The following is a 17136-nucleotide window of genomic DNA, read 5'->3' as shown; positions in this document are numbered from 1 at the left end:
TTGGCGGTGCATCCCTGAACGAAATGCACCGATTTATTGAGCGATTAGAGAATAACGGTGCGGTTGCCGTAGACGAAGACGCGCTGCGCCAGCACCTGATACAGCGCGCGGCTAAGCACGTTTTTCTCCACGTCGCGGCCGGCGCGCATCATATCCTCGGCGGAATAGGTGTGATCGACGTGGATCACGTCCTGCATGATGATCGGGCCTTCGTCGAGATTGTCGTTAACGTAGTGGGCGGTGGCGCCGATGATTTTTACCCCGCGCTCATAGGCCTGGTGATAAGGGCGCGCGCCGATAAACGCCGGCAGGAACGAATGGTGAATGTTGATCACCTGATTCGGGTAATGTTGCACGAAGGCCGGGGTCAGCACGCGCATATATTTGGCCAGCACCACGTAATCCGGCTGATATTGATCGATCTTGGCCGTCATTTCGCGGTCATGCTGTTCACGCGTCAGGCCTTCGTGGCTCACCAGATGGAAAGGAATATCGAAACGCTCCACCAGCGATTGCAGCGTGTCGTGGTTGCCGATCACGGCGGCGATTTCAACGTCGAGGCCGCCATAGGCGCTTTTCATCAACAGATCGCCCAGGCAGTGGGCCTCTTTGGTGACCAGCACCACGATGCGCCGGCGCCCGGTGCTGTGCAGCTCACGCAGCGAACCTTCCGGCAGCGCGCTGTCCAGATCGGCCAGCAGCGTGTTGTCGTTGAAAATGCCTTCCAGCTCGGTGCGCATGAAGAAACGCCCGGTGCGGTGATCGACGAACTCATTATTCTGCACGATATTGAGTTCGTGCTTGTAACAGATGTTGGTGATCTTGGCGATCAGCCCTTTGGCGTCCGGGCAGATGGTGCGTAACACTTTCCGTTGTACATTTTGGTGTGGCATGGGTTTGAGGATCCTGTCTGATACTGAACGGCCTGTCTGCGCAGGCGTAAACGTGAAGCGCCGGCCGGCTAGCGCCCGCAGCACTTCTTGTATTTTTTCCCTGAGCCACAGGGACACATCGCATTTCTGCCGGGCTGGGGTTTGGTGCCGTCGATATAATACCAACGTTGATCGCGACGAAGGAAGCGCGAGCGCTCATGCATCGCCTGCGGTTCGCCGCTTTCGCCATCGATAAAGCGGGCGATGAATTCGACGAAGCCTTCTTCCGGCTCATGACCGGCTTTCTCTTCCACGATCGTCAGGCCTAACCATTCGGTATTTTTAAAGCTGTCGACGATTGCATTGCGCCACGCTTCGGCGCCGCAGCCGGGGTGCCAGGTGGCGATCAGATAGTCGACGTTATGACTCACGTAGGCGGTGAAGCGTGAACGCATCAGCTGACCGGGCGTGGGCGCCGGCTGATTGCCGCTGATAAAAGGGGCGCAGCACGCGTTATACGCCTGTCCGCTGCCGCATGGGCATGATTCGGGCAAAATAACTCCTGAGAACACGAGGCAGAAAATGAATTTAGCGCATATGTTACCTAACAATATTCGTCAGTGACAATCTACCCTGAAAGCAGAGAACACCTTTCACCGCGAGGATGGCGCTATGCGGCAAATCAAGATCGGACTGGCGCTGGGGGCGGGCTCGGCCAAAGGCTGGGCGCACATCGGCGTGATTAATGCGATAAAGAAACTGGGGATTGAGGTTGATATCGTGGCCGGTTGCTCCGTCGGCGCGTTGGTGGGGGCGGCGTTCGCCAGCCACCGTTTGCCGGCGATGGAGCAGTGGGTGCGATCGTTCAGCTATTGGGACGTGATTCGCCTGATGGATTTTTCCTGGCACCGTGGCGGCCTGTTGCGCGGCGAGCGGGTGTTTAACGCCGTCGGACAGTTGTTGAAGATCAATGATATCGCCGAATGTGCGCTGAAGTTCGGCGCCGTGACGACCAATCTCAGCACCGGGCGTGAGCTGTGGCTGACCGAAGGTGATATTCATCAGGCGATACGCGCCTCCTGCAGCATGCCTGGCCTGTTGGCACCGGTGTGGGCCGACGGCTATTGGCTGGTGGATGGCGCGGTGGTCAATCCCGTGCCGGTGTCGCTTTGTCGCGCCATGGGTGCCGATATCGTCATCGCGGTCGATCTGCAGCATGACGCGCACCTGATGCAGCAGGATCTGTTCTCGATACGTATCGAGGAAGAAAGCCCGGACGATGCGCCTGCGGCCACCTGGCGCGGGCGTCTGCGGGAGCGCATCGGCAGAATGCGGCAGCGCAAACCGGCGGCGGCGCCCACGGCGATGGAGGTCATGGGCACCTCGATTCAAATGCTGGAAAATCGCCTGAAGCGCAACCGGATGGCGAGCGATCCGCCGGATGTGCTGATTCAACCTTTTTGCCCGCAAATCTCGACGCTGGATTTCCACCGCGCCAATGAAGCGATCGAAGCGGGATTGCTGGCGGTGGAAAAACAACTGGATCGGTTGTTGCCGTTGATAAAAAATAGATAATTCTCGGTTCTCGGTTGGCATTGCGCGGTCAGTCTGTTTCAGACGAGCATAAGTGACCTTTTTGAGCCACTATTACACTATGGAAAGGGACGAGGCTCGGCTGATGGCATTACCACTTACTCACAAGCGCATCTTGATCGTTGAGGACGAACAGGTTTTTCGTTCGGTGCTGGTCGGTTATTTGGCCTCGCTGGGCGCTGAAACCGGCGAGGCGACCAACGGTTTACAGGCGTTGAGTGCCGTCGATGACTTCAAGCCGGATCTGATTCTGTGCGATCTCGCGATGCCGGAAATGGGCGGTATCGAATTCGTTGAACACCTGCGTTTGCAGGGGGTACAGATCCCGGTGCTGGTGATCTCGGCCACCGACAAGATGGCTGACATCGCCAAGGTGCTGCGGTTGGGCGTGCAGGATGTGCTGCTCAAGCCGCTGACCGATCTCAACCGCCTGCGTGAAGCGGTGCTGGCGTGCTTATACCCCAATATGTTCACCTCTCAGGCGATTGAAGAGGTTGAACTGTTTCAGGATTGGGACGCGCTGAGCAAGAATCCTTCCGAAGCCGTCAAACTGCTTAAACAATTGCAGCCGCCGGTACAGCAGACCATTGCGCATTGCCGGATCAACTATCGGCAGTTAACCACCGGCGAAAATCCCGGCCTGGTGCTGGATATCGCCGCCTTGTCAGAAAAGGATCTGGCATTCTATTGTCTGGACGTCACGCGCGCCGGCGATAATGGCGTATTGGCGGCTTTGCTGTTGCGCGCGTTATTTAATGGGCTGCTGCAAGATCATCTGGCTAATCAACAGCATCGTCTGCCGCAAATGTCGGCATTGTTAAAGCAGGTTAATCAATTATTGCGGCAGGGGAAATTAGACGGTCAATTCCCTCTGTTGTTGGGATATTATCACACCGAAAATAAAAACCTGATCCTGGTTTCTGCCGGGCTGCATGCCAACGTCAATACCGGTGACAATCAAATCCAGCTGAACAACGGCGTGCCGCTGGGGACGCTGGGAGCTACCTACATGAATCAGATCAGTCAGCGCTGTGCCGCCTGGCAGTGTCAGGTATGGGGCAGCGGTGGCCGATTGCGGCTGATGCTCAGCGCTGAATAACAGGCAGCGATCGGCGAGATCTTAAGCTATTCACTTATCGGTAATTAAACCGTTTATTTATTCTCCCGATTATCCGAACGGGTAATAGTCCTAAATGTTTTCTATTTGTGTTCCGGCTAATGCTCGGCGCGTATAAGCTGGTATACTCCGAAGGTTTTTTTATATCGAGCCAAGCTCATAAAATGAGCGTCTTAGCTTTAAGAGAGGAAATAATGCCTGCTGTAAATCGCAAAGTCAGAAAAGCCGTGATCCCGGTTGCAGGCTTGGGTACGCGGATGTTGCCGGCCACCAAAGCCATTCCGAAAGAAATGCTGCCTCTGGTTGATAAACCGCTGATCCAATACGTCGTCAATGAGTGCATTGCGGCGGGGATTAACGAGATTGTGCTGGTCACCCACTCCTCCAAGAACTCGATCGAAAACCATTTTGATACCAGTTTCGAACTCGAAGCGATGCTGGAAAAACGCGTCAAGCGCCAATTGCTGGATGAAGTGCAGTCGATCTGCCCGAAAGGCGTTACCGTGATGCAGGTTCGTCAGGGCAATGCCAAAGGCCTGGGGCACGCAATTATGTGTGCCTACCCGATGGTGGGCGATGAGCCGGTCGCGGTGGTGCTTCCTGACGTGATCCTCGATGAATACAGCGCCGATCCGAAAAAAGACAACCTGCACGAAATGCTGCAGCGCTTCGAAACCACCGGCGTCAGCCAAATCATGGTTGAACCCGTGCCGCATAAGGATGTCGGAAACTACGGCGTAGCCGACTGCAAGGGCGTCGATCTGCAACCGGGCGAAAGCGCGCCGATGGTCAGCGTGGTCGAGAAGCCGTCGCCGGATAAAGCGCCTTCCAACCTGGCGATTGTCGGGCGTTACGTGTTGTCCGCCGATATTTGGCCGCTGTTGGCGAAAACGCCTCCAGGCGCCGGCGATGAAATTCAGCTGACTGACAGCATCGAAATGCTGATGCAGCAGGAAACGGTGGAAGCGTATCACCTGAAAGGCGTGAGCCATGACTGCGGTAATAAACTGGGTTACATGCAGGCTTTTGTAGAGTACAGCATGCGTCATGCCAGCCTGGGCAAAGAATTTTCTCAGTGGCTGCAACAGGTTGTTGCCGCTGACAAGAAGTGATTTTATCTTTCGTCTTAATTTGAAAAACTAGGATTTTCACATGAAAGTAACAGTTTTTGGTATTGGTTATGTGGGGCTGGTACAGGCCGCGGTGCTGGCTGAAGTTGGCCATGACGTTATGTGCATCGATGTTGATGAGCGAAAAGTCGAAAACCTGAAAAAAGGGAATATCCCGATTTTTGAGCCGGGCCTGGCGCCGCTGGTGCAGCAAAACTATGAGGCCGGGCGCCTGCATTTCACCACCGATGCCAAAGCGGGCGTGGCGCACGGGAATATCCAGTTTATCGCCGTCGGCACGCCGCCGGATGAGGACGGCTCCGCCGATCTGAAATATGTCACCGCGGTGGCGCGCACCATCGCCGAGCACATGACCGATCGCAAAGTGGTGATCGACAAATCCACCGTGCCGGTCGGCACGGCGGACAAGGTGCGTCAGGTGATGGCGGAAACGCTGGCTAAGCGCGGCAGCAACGTGCCGTTCGACGTGGTGTCCAACCCTGAATTCCTGAAGGAAGGCGCTGCGGTGGCTGACTGCATGCGCCCTGAGCGCATCGTGATCGGTACCGATAATAAAGAGGTGATCGAACCTATTCGCGAGCTGTACGAGCCGTTTAACCGCAATCACGATCGTATGATCATGATGGATATCCGCAGCGCGGAGCTGACCAAATACGCCGCCAACTGCATGTTGGCGACCAAAATCAGCTTTATGAACGAAATGTCCAACCTGGCGGAAATGCTGGGCGCGGACATCGAGAAAGTGCGTCAGGGCATCGGTTCCGATTCACGCATCGGCTATCACTTCATCTACCCTGGCTGTGGCTACGGTGGCTCTTGCTTCCCGAAAGATGTGCAGGCCTTGATCCGCACGGCGGAGCAGATCGGTTACCAACCGAAGCTGTTGCAGGCGGTAGAGCAGGTCAACTACCAACAGAAAGACAAGCTGAGCAGCTTTATCAAAGACTATTTCGGCAGCGATTTGAAGGGCAAAACCTTCGCACTGTGGGGTCTGGCGTTCAAGCCGAATACCGATGACATGCGTGAAGCCTCCAGCCGCGTGCTGATGGAGCAACTGTGGGCTGCCGGCGCCACCGTTCAAGCCTACGATCCGGAAGCGATGAACGAAGTTCAGCGCATCTATGGCCAGCGTGACGATCTGAAACTGATGGGCACCAAAGAGGCTGCGTTGCACGGCGCCGATGCGCTGGTGATTTGCACCGAATGGCAGAATTTCCGCGCACCGGACTTCGACGTGATCAAGGGTGCGTTGAAACAGCCGGTGATCTTCGATGGACGTAACCTGTACGATCCGGAGCGTTTGGCGAATCGTGGCTTTACCTACTATGCGATTGGCCGCGGCGCATCGATTAAACCGGTTATTTAAGGAGTGACCATGAAATTCCTGGTTACAGGCGCCGCAGGGTTTATTGGTTATCACGTTGCAGAGCGTTTGTTGACCGCCGGGCATCAGGTTGTCGGCATCGATAACCTGAATGACTATTATGACGTGGGCCTGAAAACGGCCCGTCTGGACAGACTGGCGGATAAGCCGGGATTCCGCTTTATCAAGCTGGATTTGGCCGATCGCGAAGGCATGGCGGCATTGTTCGCTGAGCATCAGTTTCAGCGCGTCATTCATTTGGGCGCGCAAGCCGGCGTGCGTTATTCGCTGGTCAACCCGTTGGCTTATGCGGACGCCAACCTGATCGGCCATTTGAACGTGCTGGAAGGCTGCCGGCATAATAAGGTCGAGCATTTACTTTACGCGTCCTCCAGCTCTGTTTATGGCCTCAATCGCAAGCTGCCGTTTGCTACCGAAGATTCTGTCGACCACCCTGTGTCACTGTATGCGGCAACCAAAAAAGCCAATGAGCTGATGTCACACAGCTACTCTCATTTATACGGTCTTCCGACGACGGGGCTGCGCTTCTTTACCGTATATGGTCCCTGGGGGCGTCCGGATATGGCGCTGTTCAAGTTTACCAAGGCCATATTGGCGGGGGAGAGCATCGATGTATATAACCACGGTGAAATGCACCGTGACTTTACTTACATTGATGATATCACCGAGGCGATTGTGCGGCTGCAGGCGGTTATTCCGCAGGCAGATCCGTCATGGACCGTTGAACAGGGATCGCCGGCGACCAGTTCCGCGCCGTATCATGTTTATAATATCGGCAATAACTCCCCCGTTAAACTGATGGAATATATCACGGCATTGGAGCAGGCTTTGGGGGTAACGGCCCGCAAGAATATGCTGCCGATGCAACCTGGCGACGTGATGGATACCAGCGCGGATACCGCAGAGCTTTATCGTGACATTGGTTTTAAGCCGGAAACCAGCGTTGAAGAGGGTGTGAAGCGCTTTGTTGATTGGTATAAGGCATTCTACCAGGTTCAATAATTGAACGAGGGTAAATGCGATAAAGGGGCCTTAGGGCCCTTTTTTTTCACTGGGATTTCGTGCAAGGAGGAAAATGCGAATTAGGATATTTACTAAAAGAAAAGGGATGAGGCGGGATCACGGCTATAAGCTTTAAAATGAAAAGGCCCCCCGCAGGGAGCCTTTCAGATACGGACTGAATCGCTATTACAGCAGGAAATCATCCAGAGATTTACCTTGCTCTTCGATAGCTTTCTTAATCACCGCAGGGGTACGGCCTTGGCCGGTCCAGGTTTTCAGTTCGCCGTTTTCGTCTTTATATTGGTATTTAGCAGGACGTGCTGCACGTTTTGCTTTGCCGGCAGCCTTGTTGGCAGCCATGGTTTGCAGCAGTTCATTCGGATCGATACCGTCAGCAATCAGCATTTCGCGGTATTGCTGCAGTTTACGAGTGCGTTCTTCGATTTCTGCTTGAGCCTGGCTGTCTTCTTCGCGACGTTCGTTCACAACAACTTCCAGTTTCTCGAGCATTTCTTCCAGCGTTTTCAGTGTGCATTCTCTTGCCTGGGCGCGCAGAGTGCGGATGTTGTTCAAAATCTTTAATGCTTCGCTCATTGTCCTAGTCTCAAATTATATTGGTGGGGGGCGTCTCGATAATAATAGAGTGCTATTTTCCTTTCTGCAATAGCCAAATTGACTTGAATACTCAAATTTACCTTTTAAAAAACCGTTAATCGGATCTGTCCGACTAATATAGGAAGGGCTGTTAACTATTACCCTCACCGCACTTAAGTCAAAATTTCAGCAGGCATGCTTTAAAATGCGCGTGGCACAAGGCTTTCATCGATAAGTTATCGCTGTAATTTATATCAATATTACAATGGGTTCTGTGGGCTTAATCACGTCATGACGAGGCAGACATTGTAAACAATAGGGGTATCTGGGTAAAGATTGCGTCAGGAAACGTCGGGGGAGAACGAAGGTGATTAAATGCCCTGTATTGGCCTCACGTATAATAGGCAAGCACTCCGCCGCGGTCGCGGCGCCTGCCGAGGTGAAAGGGGGGATTATGCATTAATCGGCAAATGACCGGCTTAACCATTAGCAAGAATTAATAGTGATGACAGGCATACATTATCCTGTAAATAGCGGTAAAAAGAACGGGCCGACAGAAGGATATGTTTCGCTTGAAAGCGCATTATTACGGCGAACGCAATATTCGCTCGCTTTGGGCTGAGCCGGGGGGCGGGTTATGGTACACTCACCGTCCTAATCAACATTTGAATATTTCTTATACCATCGGAGTTGCGGGGCCATGGCTCAACTTTATTTTTATTACTCTGCGATGAATGCCGGCAAGTCCACCGCGCTGCTACAGTCTTCATATAACTATCAAGAACGTGGTATGCGCACGCTGGTGTTCACTGCGGAGATCGATCACCGCTTTGGGGTGGGCAAAGTCAGCTCGCGCATCGGTTTATCCTCGCAGGCCCAGCTCTATAACAACGACTCGATGCTGTACGCCATGATTCAGCAGGAGCATCAACAGCAGCCGGTGCATTGCGTGCTGCTGGATGAAAGCCAGTTCCTGACCAAGGCCCAGGTTGAGCAATTGTGCGATGTGGTGGACCAACTGGACATTCCCGTATTGTGCTACGGCCTGCGTACCGATTTTCTCGGTGAGCTGTTTATCGGCAGCCAATATTTGCTGGCCTGGGCTGATAAGCTGGTGGAATTGAAAACCATCTGCCACTGCGGGCGCAAAGCCAATATGGTGTTGCGGTTGGATGAAAACGGCCAGGCGATGCACGCCGGTGAGCAGGTGGTGATTGGCGGTAACGAGAGCTATGTCTCCGTCTGCCGCAAGCATTATAAAGAAGCGATTCACTCCCTGGAGTAGGGGAGAAAACGCCGCCAAAGCCCGCTGAAGCGTTTTGGTGACCTGAGTCGAAATGCAGCGCCTCGGGCGCAATAAAAAACCCGCCGTGTGGCGGGTTTTTTTATCGGTTCACGGAACCGTTATTTCTTGGGCTTCTTTACCGCGGCTTTGGCGGCAGCCGGAGCGGCAGCTTCCTCTTCTACCGCTTCGCTGAATTCGCGGCCGTAGAAGGTATCCAGCATGATTTGCTTCAGTTCGGCAATCAGCGGATAGCGCGGGTTGGCGCCGGTGCATTGGTCGTCGAACGCGTCTTCCGACAGCTTGTCGACTTTCGCCAGGAAGTCCGCCTCCTGCACACCCGCTTCGCGGATGGAGGTTGGGATGCCCAACTCGGTTTTCAGCTCGTCCAGCCAGGCCAGCAGTTTCTCAATCTTCTGCGCGGTGCGGTCGCCCGGGGCGCTCAGGCCGAGGTGGTCGGCGATTTCAGCGTAGCGGCGGCGCGCCTGAGGGCGGTCGTACTGGCTGAAGGCCGTCTGCTTGGTCGGGTTGTCGTTCGCATTGTAGCGAATAACGTTGGAAATCAGCATCGCGTTGGCCAGGCCGTGCGGAATGTGGAACTCCGAACCCAGCTTGTGCGCCATGGAGTGACAAACCCCAAGGAAGGCGTTGGCGAAAGCGATACCGGCGATGGTGGCGGCGTTGTGCACGCGTTCACGAGCAACCGGGTTTTTCGCGCCTTCTTTATAGCTGGCCGGCAGATACTCTTTCAACAGTTTCAGCGCCTGCAGCGCCTGGCCGTCGGAGTATTCGTTCGCCAGCACCGAGACGTAGGCTTCCAGCGCGTGGGTGACCGCATCCAGACCGCCGAAGGCACACAGGGATTTCGGCATGTTCATCACCAGGTTGGCGTCGACAATCGCCATGTCCGGGGTCAGCGCATAGTCGGCCAGCGGGTATTTCTGCCCGGTGGTGTCGTCGGTCACGACGGCGAATGGCGTGACTTCCGAACCGGTGCCTGAGGTGGTGGTGATAGCGATCATCTTCGCTTTCACGCCCATTTTCGGGAACTTGTAGATACGCTTGCGAATGTCCATGAAGCGCAGCGCCAGATCCTCGAAGTGGGTTTCAGGATGTTCGTACAGCACCCACATGATTTTCGCAGCGTCCATCGGCGAACCGCCGCCCAGCGCGATGATGACGTCCGGTTTGAAGGAGTTCATCTGCTCGGCGCCTTTACGCACGATGCTCAGTGTCGGGTCGGCTTCCACTTCGAAGAACACTTCGGTTTCGATGCCGTGAGACTTCAGCACCTTGGTGATCTGGTCGGCATAGCCGTTGTTGAACAGGAAACGGTCGGTCACGATGAAGGCGCGTTTTGCCCCGTCGGTCGCCACTTCTTCCAGCGCGATAGGCAGCGAGCCACGGCGGAAGTAGATCGATTTCGGAAGTTTATGCCACAACATGTTTTCTGCTCGCTTCGCTACAGTTTTCTTGTTGATCAGGTGTTTAGGTCCGACGTTTTCAGAGATGGAGTTACCACCCCAGGAGCCGCAACCCAGCGTCAGCGAAGGCGCGAGTTTGAAGTTATACAGGTCGCCGATACCGCCCTGAGAAGCCGGGGTGTTGATCAGGATGCGAGCCGTTTTCATTTTATCGCCGAAGTAGGCAATGCGAGCCGTTTGGTTATCCTGGTCGGTGTACAGGCAGGAAGTGTGGCCGATACCGCCCATGGCGACCAGTTTTTCGGCTTTGGCGACGGCGTCTTCGAAGTCTTTGGCCCGGTACATCGCCAGCGTCGGCGACAGTTTTTCATGGGCGAAAGGTTCGGACTCGTCGACCAGCTTCACTTCGCCGATCAGCACTTTGGTGTTGGCCGGCACTTTGATGCCTGCCATCTCGGCGATTTTCGGTGCGGATTGCCCGACGATGGCCGCGTTCAGACCGCCGTTTTTCAGGATGATGTCCTGCACCGCTTTCAGTTCTTTACCCTGCAGCAGATAGCCGCCGTGGGAAGCGAAGCGTTCGCGTACCGCATCATAAATAGAGTCGACGACGATGACCGACTGTTCGGAAGCGCAGATAACGCCGCTGTCGAAGGTTTTGGACATCAGGATAGACGCGACCACGCGCTTGATGTCTGCGGTTTCGTCTACCACCACCGGCGTATTACCGGCGCCGACGCCGATGGCCGGTTTGCCGGAGCTGTAGGCGGCTTTCACCATGCCCGGGCCACCGGTGGCCAGGATCAGGTTGATGTCCGGGTGGTGCATCAGCTGGTTGGACAGTTCGACGGTCGGTTGGTCGATCCAACCGATGATGTCTTTCGGCGCGCCGGCGGCGATAGCGGCTTGCAGCACGATATCGGCGGCTTTATTGGTGGCATTTTTCGCACGCGGGTGCGGCGAGAAGATGATGCCGTTACGGGTTTTCAGGCTGATCAGCGCTTTGAAGATCGCGGTAGAAGTTGGGTTGGTGGTAGGGACGATACCGCAAATCAGGCCGATAGGCTCGGCGATGGTGATGGTACCGAAGGTGTCATCTTCAGACAGGATGCCACAGGTTTTTTCATCTTTATAGGCGTTGTAGATGTACTCGGAAGCGAAGTGGTTTTTGATCACTTTGTCTTCGACGATACCCATTCCGGATTCTTCCACGGCCATTTTGGCCAACGGGATACGGGCATCAGCAGCGGCGAGGGCGGCAGCGCGGAAAATTTTATCCACTTGCTCTTGAGTGAAGTTGGCATATTCGCGCTGGGCTTTTTTGACACGTGCGACAAGCTCGTTCAGTTCAGCGACATTCGTTACAGCCATAATGCTCTCCTGATAATGTTAAACTCTTTCAGTAAATAAGCCGTGCGAGCCACTAGTATAGTCATAACGGGAATAAACGGTGATTTGAATACCGGGGCTTTCCCGCGTTATTTCTTCGCATGCTGCTGATTTGCTTAAAGAGCTTCACCCTACGCCAACCGGAGGGGCAGGCAGTGAGGAGAAGGGAACCGGCTGGGCTGCCGCCGACTTTGTTCTACTCCCTGACTACGACTAAGAGCTTACCTACTGTTGGGTAGTCGATTTGTGATCTAAATCATGAAAAGTGCAAGCTGACACCTTTCAGCTTGCCGGTGTTGGGAATCATTCTTGATAACTGCGAGCGATGACTCTTTTTTCAACATAAAAAATCAAAAGGCCATACATCACTTTAACAAAGGACATTTGTTTCGTTGCATAACTTGCTGACAGTCAAAAATGCTGCTTGGGCCGGATGGATTACCCGCGCCAATTCCATTACATTAGCGCGCATAGGCAGCACACCTTTTTTATAGCGATTAATGCGGAGCATCTGTGGGCCAATCTCTGTTGGATCTTTCCGGCTTTATCAAGTTCTTTGTCGGTCTGTTTGCGCTGGTCAACCCGGTGGGCATCTTGCCGGTGTTTATCAGCATGACCAGCTACCAGGCGGAAGCGGGGCGCAATAAAACCAACCTGACCGCCAACCTGTCGGTCGCCATCATTTTGTGGACGTCGCTTTTCCTGGGCGAAGGGATCCTGCGGATGTTCGGCATCTCTATCGATTCGTTCCGCATCGCCGGCGGTATTCTGGTGGTGACCATCGCCATGTCGATGATCAGCGGCAAGCTGGGGGAAGACAAGCAAAACAAACAGGAGAAATCGGAGAGCGCGATCCGCGAAAGCATCGGCGTGGTGCCGTTAGCGCTGCCGCTGATGGCGGGGCCGGGGGCGATCAGTTCCACCATCGTGTGGAGTTCCCGTTATCACAACTGGCAAAGCCTGCTCGGCTTTACGGTGGCGATCGCCTTGTTCGCCTTTTGTTGCTGGCTGTTGTTCCGCGCCGCGCCGCTGTTGGTGCGTTTGCTGGGGCAGACCGGCATCAACGTGATCACCCGTATCATGGGTCTGCTGCTGATGGCGCTCGGCATCGAGTTTATCGTTACCGGCATTAAGGCGATATTCCCCGGCCTGTTGTAATACCCTTTGTTTAGCCGCGTACCTTTCGCGTCGGCGCAGCTAAAATTAATTTTAAAGTTTAAATTATTTATTGGTTCGCATTATTATAGTGCACAGAGTGAATAAAAATTATGCCGTTGCACTCTTATGTTGCATAAATCTCATGTTGCTGCTCAAAAAAAACGCTGAGCGCTATTTCAAACACTTTTCCTCCCCCCTTTTCGCGCATTTTGCCCCTGTTCAACGGTAAAGCTGTTGTTAAATTAGTCACATCATTCTGTGGGGCTTGTCTCACTTTCATCCAGGTGTTATTAGTGATTAACCGCCCGTAGACAGGTGTTTGTTCTTTGAATGATTGGATTGTTAACTGAATGTTTCTTTTTGCGGCGGTGAGATCGTGCTGACGGTTTCAATTGAAATGAATTCGGTTTTTTTGCCTTTAAAATCATATCAATGACATTGGTTTTTCTTGGCCTCGAACGCAGGGGACGGATCGGGCTTCGTGCGATAAAAGAGAATTGCTTAACATTTTCGTAAAATTTATTGGCTATGGAATTTGGCTTCTGCTAATTTCCGAGCAACTTTCCCGTGGTCAATTAACTGAAATGCGCCATAAAAACGGGAATGATTTTTGCTGGTATCCGTTTATTTAGAATTCTTATAAACACTTCACAAACTTCGATAAGCGATGCTTGTCGGTGAAAAGGAGCCTCGATTATGCAGCAAACCCTGAAGCGTACTTCTTTGACCTTGTTGATTAGCGGCGCGCTGAGCGTCGGCGCCGTAAATAGCGGTTGGGCGGCGCAGGTGCCGGCCGGCGTTCAGTTGGCGCAGCAGCAGAATATTGTGATCAATAACGGTAGCGAAGTGGCTTCATTGGATCCGCATAAGGTCGAGGGCGTACCGGAAAGCAATATCATTCTTAACCTGCTGGAAGGGCTGGTGAGCACCGACGCCAACGGGCATGTGGTGCCGGCGGCGGCGGCGAGCTGGGAAAACCAGAATTATCAGCAGTGGACTTTCCACCTGCGTCCCGGCGCGGTGTGGAGCGACGGCAGCCCGGTGACCGCGCAAGATTTCGTCTACAGCTGGCAGCGTCTGGCCGATCCGAAAATCGCCTCGCCCTATGCCAGCTACCTGCAATACACCAAAGTCGAGAATATCGACGACATCCTGACCGGTAAGAAGAGCCCGCAGACCCTCGGCGTCAAGGCGCTGGACGATCAAACGCTGCAGGTGACGCTGAGCGAGCCGGTGCCGTATTTCATCAGCATGCTGAGCCACACGTCGCTCAAACCGGTCAAACGGGCGGTGGTGGAGAAATTCGGCGATAAATGGACGCTGCCTGCCAACTACGTCGGTAACGGCGCTTACCGCCTGAAAGAGTGGGTGGTGAACGAGCGCATCGTGCTGGAGCGCAGCCCGAGCTACTGGAACAACAAGCAGACGGTGATCAATCAGGCGACCTTCCTGCCGATTACCTCGGAAGTCAGCGACGTTAACCGCTTCCGCAGCGGCGAGATCGATATCACCAACAGCGCCATTCCGCCATACCTGTACGTCAAGATGAAGCGCGAAATGCCTGAACAGCTGCACGTTAACCCTTATCTGTGCACCTTCTATTACGAGCTCAATAACAAGCAGGCGCCGTTCACCGATGCGCGCGTGCGTACGGCGGTGAAGATGACGCTGGATCGCGACATCATCGCCAACAAGATCATGGGCCAGGGGCAGATCCCGGCCTACAGCTTCACGCCGACCTTCACGGAAGGCGCTAACTTCACGCAACCCGCGTGGGCCGGCTGGAGCCAGGAACAGCGCAACGCTGAAGCCAGGAAACTGCTGGCGGAAGCGGGCTACAGCGACGCCAAGCCGCTGAAATTCTCGCTGCTGTACAACACCTCCGATCAAAACAAACAGCAGGCGATCGCCGCCGCGTCGATGTGGAAGAAGAACCTGGGCGCTGAGGTCACGCTGCGCAACCAGGAATGGAAAACGTCGCTGGAGAGCCGTCATCAGGGGCAATACGACGTGGCGCGCGCCACCTGGTGCGGGGATTACAACGAGCCCAGCGCGTTCCTGAACCTGGTGCTGTCCAACAGCAGCATCAATACCGTGTTCTATAAGAGCCCGGCGTTCGACGCCATCATGGCCGCCACGCTGAAGGCGCCGGATGAGGCCGCGCGCGCCGCGCTCTATCAGCAGGCGGAAGCGCAGCTGGACAAAGACTCCGCGTTGGTCCCGGTTTATTACCGCGTCAGCGCGCGGTTGATCAAGCCGACGGTGGGCGGGTTCACCGGCAAAGATCCGCTGGACTATACCGACGTTAAAAATCTGTACATTATCAAGCAGTAAAAGGGGTATTCCTGGCGCTAGTTCGCGGAGGAATATAGGGAAGGCCGGCCGCCGCATTCGTTCCGCGGCGGCGGGAAAACAGAGTCCGCTTACGGGCAACGCAGGCTCCACGAAGAGCCTGTGATAATAAAAAACTGGAGTCGATAAGTATGACCAACATCACGAAGAAAACGCTCATTGCCGCCGGCGTCATCGCCGCGCTGGGCATCACAGCAACCACCTCCGCCTTTGCCGCCGAGGTTCCTGCAGGCGTGCAACTGGCCGACAAGCAAGAAATCGTCAAAAACAACGGTTCCGAAGTGCAGTCGCTGGATCCGCACAAAATCGAGGGCGTGCCGGAAAACAACGTCACCCGCGATCTGATGGAAGGCCTGGCGAACAACAGCCCGGACGGTTCCATCGTGCCGGGCGTCGCGGAAAGCTGGGATAACAAGGATTTCAAAGTCTGGACCTTCCACCTGCGTAAAGACGCCAAATGGTCCAACGGCAAGCCGGTAACGGCGCAAGATTTCGTCTATAGCTGGCAGCGCGTGGTGGATCCGAAAACCGCGTCGCCTTACGCCAGCTACCTGCAATACGCCCACGTGGAAAACGTCGATGACATCATCGCCGGTAAAAAAGACAAGTCGACGCTGGGCGTGAAGGCCATCGACGACCACACCTTCCAGGTGACCCTGAGCGAGCCGGTGCCTTATCTGGTTGAAATGACCCCGCACTACGCCATGAAGCCGGTTTACAAAGACGCGGTGGAGAAGTTTGGCGAGAAGTGGACGCTGCCGGCCAACTACGTCAGCAACGGCGCCTACAAACTGAAAGACTGGATTGTCAACGAACGCATCGTACTGGAACGCAACCCGGAATATTGGGATAACGCCAAAACCATCATCAATAAAGTGACGTTCCTGCCTATTTCGTCGGAAGTGACCGACGTTAACCGCTACCGCACCGGCGAAATCGACATGACTTACAACAACATGCCGATCGAACTGTTCCAGAAGCTGAAAAAAGAGATCCCGAAAGAGGTGCATGTCGATCCTTACCTGTGCACCTATTACTACGAAATCAACAACCAGAAGGCGCCGTTCACCGATGCGCGCGTACGTGAAGCGCTGAAGCTGGGCATGGATCGCGACATCATCGTCAACAAGGTGAAAAACCAGGGCGATCTGCCGGCCTACAGCTTTACGCCGCCATACACCGACGGCGCCAAGCTGACCCCGCCGGAGTGGTTCGGCTGGACGCAGGAAAAACGCAACGAAGCGGCGAAGAAACTGCTGGCGGAAGCCGGCTACGGCCCGGGCAAACCGCTGACCTTCTCCCTGCTGTACAACACTTCAGACCTGCACAAGAAGCTGGCGATCGCCGCCGCCTCCATCTGGAAGAAAAACCTGGGCGTGGACGTGAAGCTGGTGAACCAGGAGTGGAAAACCTTCCTGGATACCCGCCATCAGGGCACCTATGACGTGGCGCGCGCCGGCTGGTGCGCCGACTACAACGAACCGAGTTCGTTCCTGAACATGATGTTGTCCGACAGCAGCAGTAACACCCCGCACTACAAGAGCGCCGAGTTCGACAAGCTGATGGCCAACGTGCTGACCGCGAAGACCAAAGACGAGCGCGCCGATCTGTATCAGAAAGCGGAAGTTCAGCTGGATAAGGATTCCGCCATCGTTCCGCTGTATTACTACGTGAACGCCCGTTTGGTGAAACCTTACGTCGGTGGCTACACCGGCAAAGACCCGCTTGATAACGTGTACGACAAAAACCTGTACATCATCAAGCATTGATACGGTAAGAGCCGGCGGCGCAGGCCGCCGGCCCATGTTGAGAATAATAAGCCGTCATCAGGCTGTCGCA

General features: G+C 54.7%; 13 protein-coding genes. 9 read left to right on the top strand and 4 right to left on the bottom strand.

Annotated elements, in window-relative coordinates; all coding sequences use genetic code 11:
* Positions 1–44 precede the first annotated feature (44 nt).
* Together purU and SSARUM_RS13185 are read right to left on the bottom strand one after the other, a co-directional pair.
* Complete coding sequence (gene purU, locus SSARUM_RS13190) at positions 45–893, bottom strand: formyltetrahydrofolate deformylase (protein ID WP_016927485.1); 849 nt, start codon at positions 891–893, stop codon at positions 45–47.
* A 68-nt stretch (positions 894–961) separates the two neighbouring features.
* Positions 962–1426, bottom strand: coding sequence for a YchJ family protein (locus tag SSARUM_RS13185; protein ID WP_043147567.1), 465 nt, complete (start codon positions 1424–1426; stop codon positions 962–964).
* Between the two features lie 118 nt (positions 1427–1544).
* Here SSARUM_RS13185 and rssA point away from each other — a divergent pair, with 118 nt between their 5' ends.
* The 5 genes from rssA (at position 1545) to SSARUM_RS13160 (ending at position 7098) form a co-directional block, all read left to right on the top strand.
* Positions 1545–2447 carry a patatin-like phospholipase RssA gene (gene rssA, locus SSARUM_RS13180; RefSeq protein ID WP_033634795.1) on the top strand — a complete coding sequence of 301 codons (903 nt, stop codon included), beginning with the start codon at positions 1545–1547 and terminating at the stop codon, positions 2445–2447.
* Between the two features lie 103 nt (positions 2448–2550).
* Positions 2551–3564: a two-component system response regulator RssB gene (gene rssB, locus SSARUM_RS13175; RefSeq protein WP_043147565.1), complete on the top strand. Its 1014-nt coding sequence runs from the start codon at positions 2551–2553 to the stop codon at positions 3562–3564.
* A gap of 212 nt (positions 3565–3776) precedes the next feature.
* On the top strand, positions 3777–4694 hold the full coding sequence (gene galU / locus SSARUM_RS13170; RefSeq protein WP_033647598.1) for a UTP--glucose-1-phosphate uridylyltransferase GalU: 918 nt from the start codon (positions 3777–3779) through the stop codon (positions 4692–4694).
* Between the two features lie 40 nt (positions 4695–4734).
* A complete protein-coding gene (locus tag SSARUM_RS13165) occupies positions 4735–6078 on the top strand; it encodes a UDP-glucose dehydrogenase family protein (RefSeq protein WP_033634791.1) in 1344 nt (447 codons plus the stop codon).
* A gap of 9 nt (positions 6079–6087) precedes the next feature.
* Positions 6088–7098 carry an NAD-dependent epimerase gene (locus SSARUM_RS13160; RefSeq protein ID WP_033634790.1) on the top strand — a complete coding sequence of 337 codons (1011 nt, stop codon included), beginning with the start codon at positions 6088–6090 and terminating at the stop codon, positions 7096–7098.
* 186 nt (positions 7099–7284) lie between these two features.
* On the opposite strand, the gene hns is transcribed toward SSARUM_RS13160, so the two are convergent.
* The gene (gene hns, locus SSARUM_RS13155) at positions 7285–7692 is read right to left on the bottom strand and encodes a histone-like nucleoid-structuring protein H-NS (protein WP_282493287.1); all 408 of its coding nucleotides are present in this window, start codon (positions 7690–7692) and stop codon (positions 7285–7287) included.
* Positions 7693–8392: 700 nt separating this feature from the next.
* Between hns and SSARUM_RS13150 the strand changes: the two genes are divergently transcribed.
* Positions 8393–8977, top strand: coding sequence for a thymidine kinase (locus SSARUM_RS13150; RefSeq protein WP_033634789.1), 585 nt, complete (start codon positions 8393–8395; stop codon positions 8975–8977).
* A 119-nt stretch (positions 8978–9096) separates the two neighbouring features.
* On the opposite strand, the gene adhE is transcribed toward SSARUM_RS13150, so the two are convergent.
* Positions 9097–11769, bottom strand: coding sequence for a bifunctional acetaldehyde-CoA/alcohol dehydrogenase (gene adhE, locus SSARUM_RS13145; RefSeq protein WP_033634787.1), 2673 nt, complete (start codon positions 11767–11769; stop codon positions 9097–9099).
* Between the two features lie 531 nt (positions 11770–12300).
* Between adhE and SSARUM_RS13140 the strand changes: the two genes are divergently transcribed.
* From SSARUM_RS13140 to oppA, 3 genes are all read left to right on the top strand, one after another.
* Positions 12301–12945 (top strand): YchE family NAAT transporter, encoded by a 645-nt coding sequence (locus SSARUM_RS13140; protein ID WP_015378089.1) that lies wholly within the window; start codon positions 12301–12303, stop codon positions 12943–12945.
* 696 nt (positions 12946–13641) lie between these two features.
* Positions 13642–15279, top strand: coding sequence for an ABC transporter substrate-binding protein (locus SSARUM_RS13135; protein WP_033654358.1), 1638 nt, complete (start codon positions 13642–13644; stop codon positions 15277–15279).
* Between the two features lie 149 nt (positions 15280–15428).
* Entirely contained in the window at positions 15429–17066 is a 1638-nt protein-coding gene (gene oppA / locus SSARUM_RS13130) for an oligopeptide ABC transporter substrate-binding protein OppA (RefSeq protein WP_033634785.1), read from the top strand.
* The last annotated feature ends 70 nt before the right edge of the window (positions 17067–17136 follow it).

Origin of the sequence: Serratia sarumanii, from assembly GCF_029962605.1 — a bacterium.
Lineage (GTDB): Bacteria > Pseudomonadota > Gammaproteobacteria > Enterobacterales > Enterobacteriaceae > Serratia > Serratia sarumanii.
This window is presented reverse-complemented; position numbering and strand designations above follow the sequence as displayed.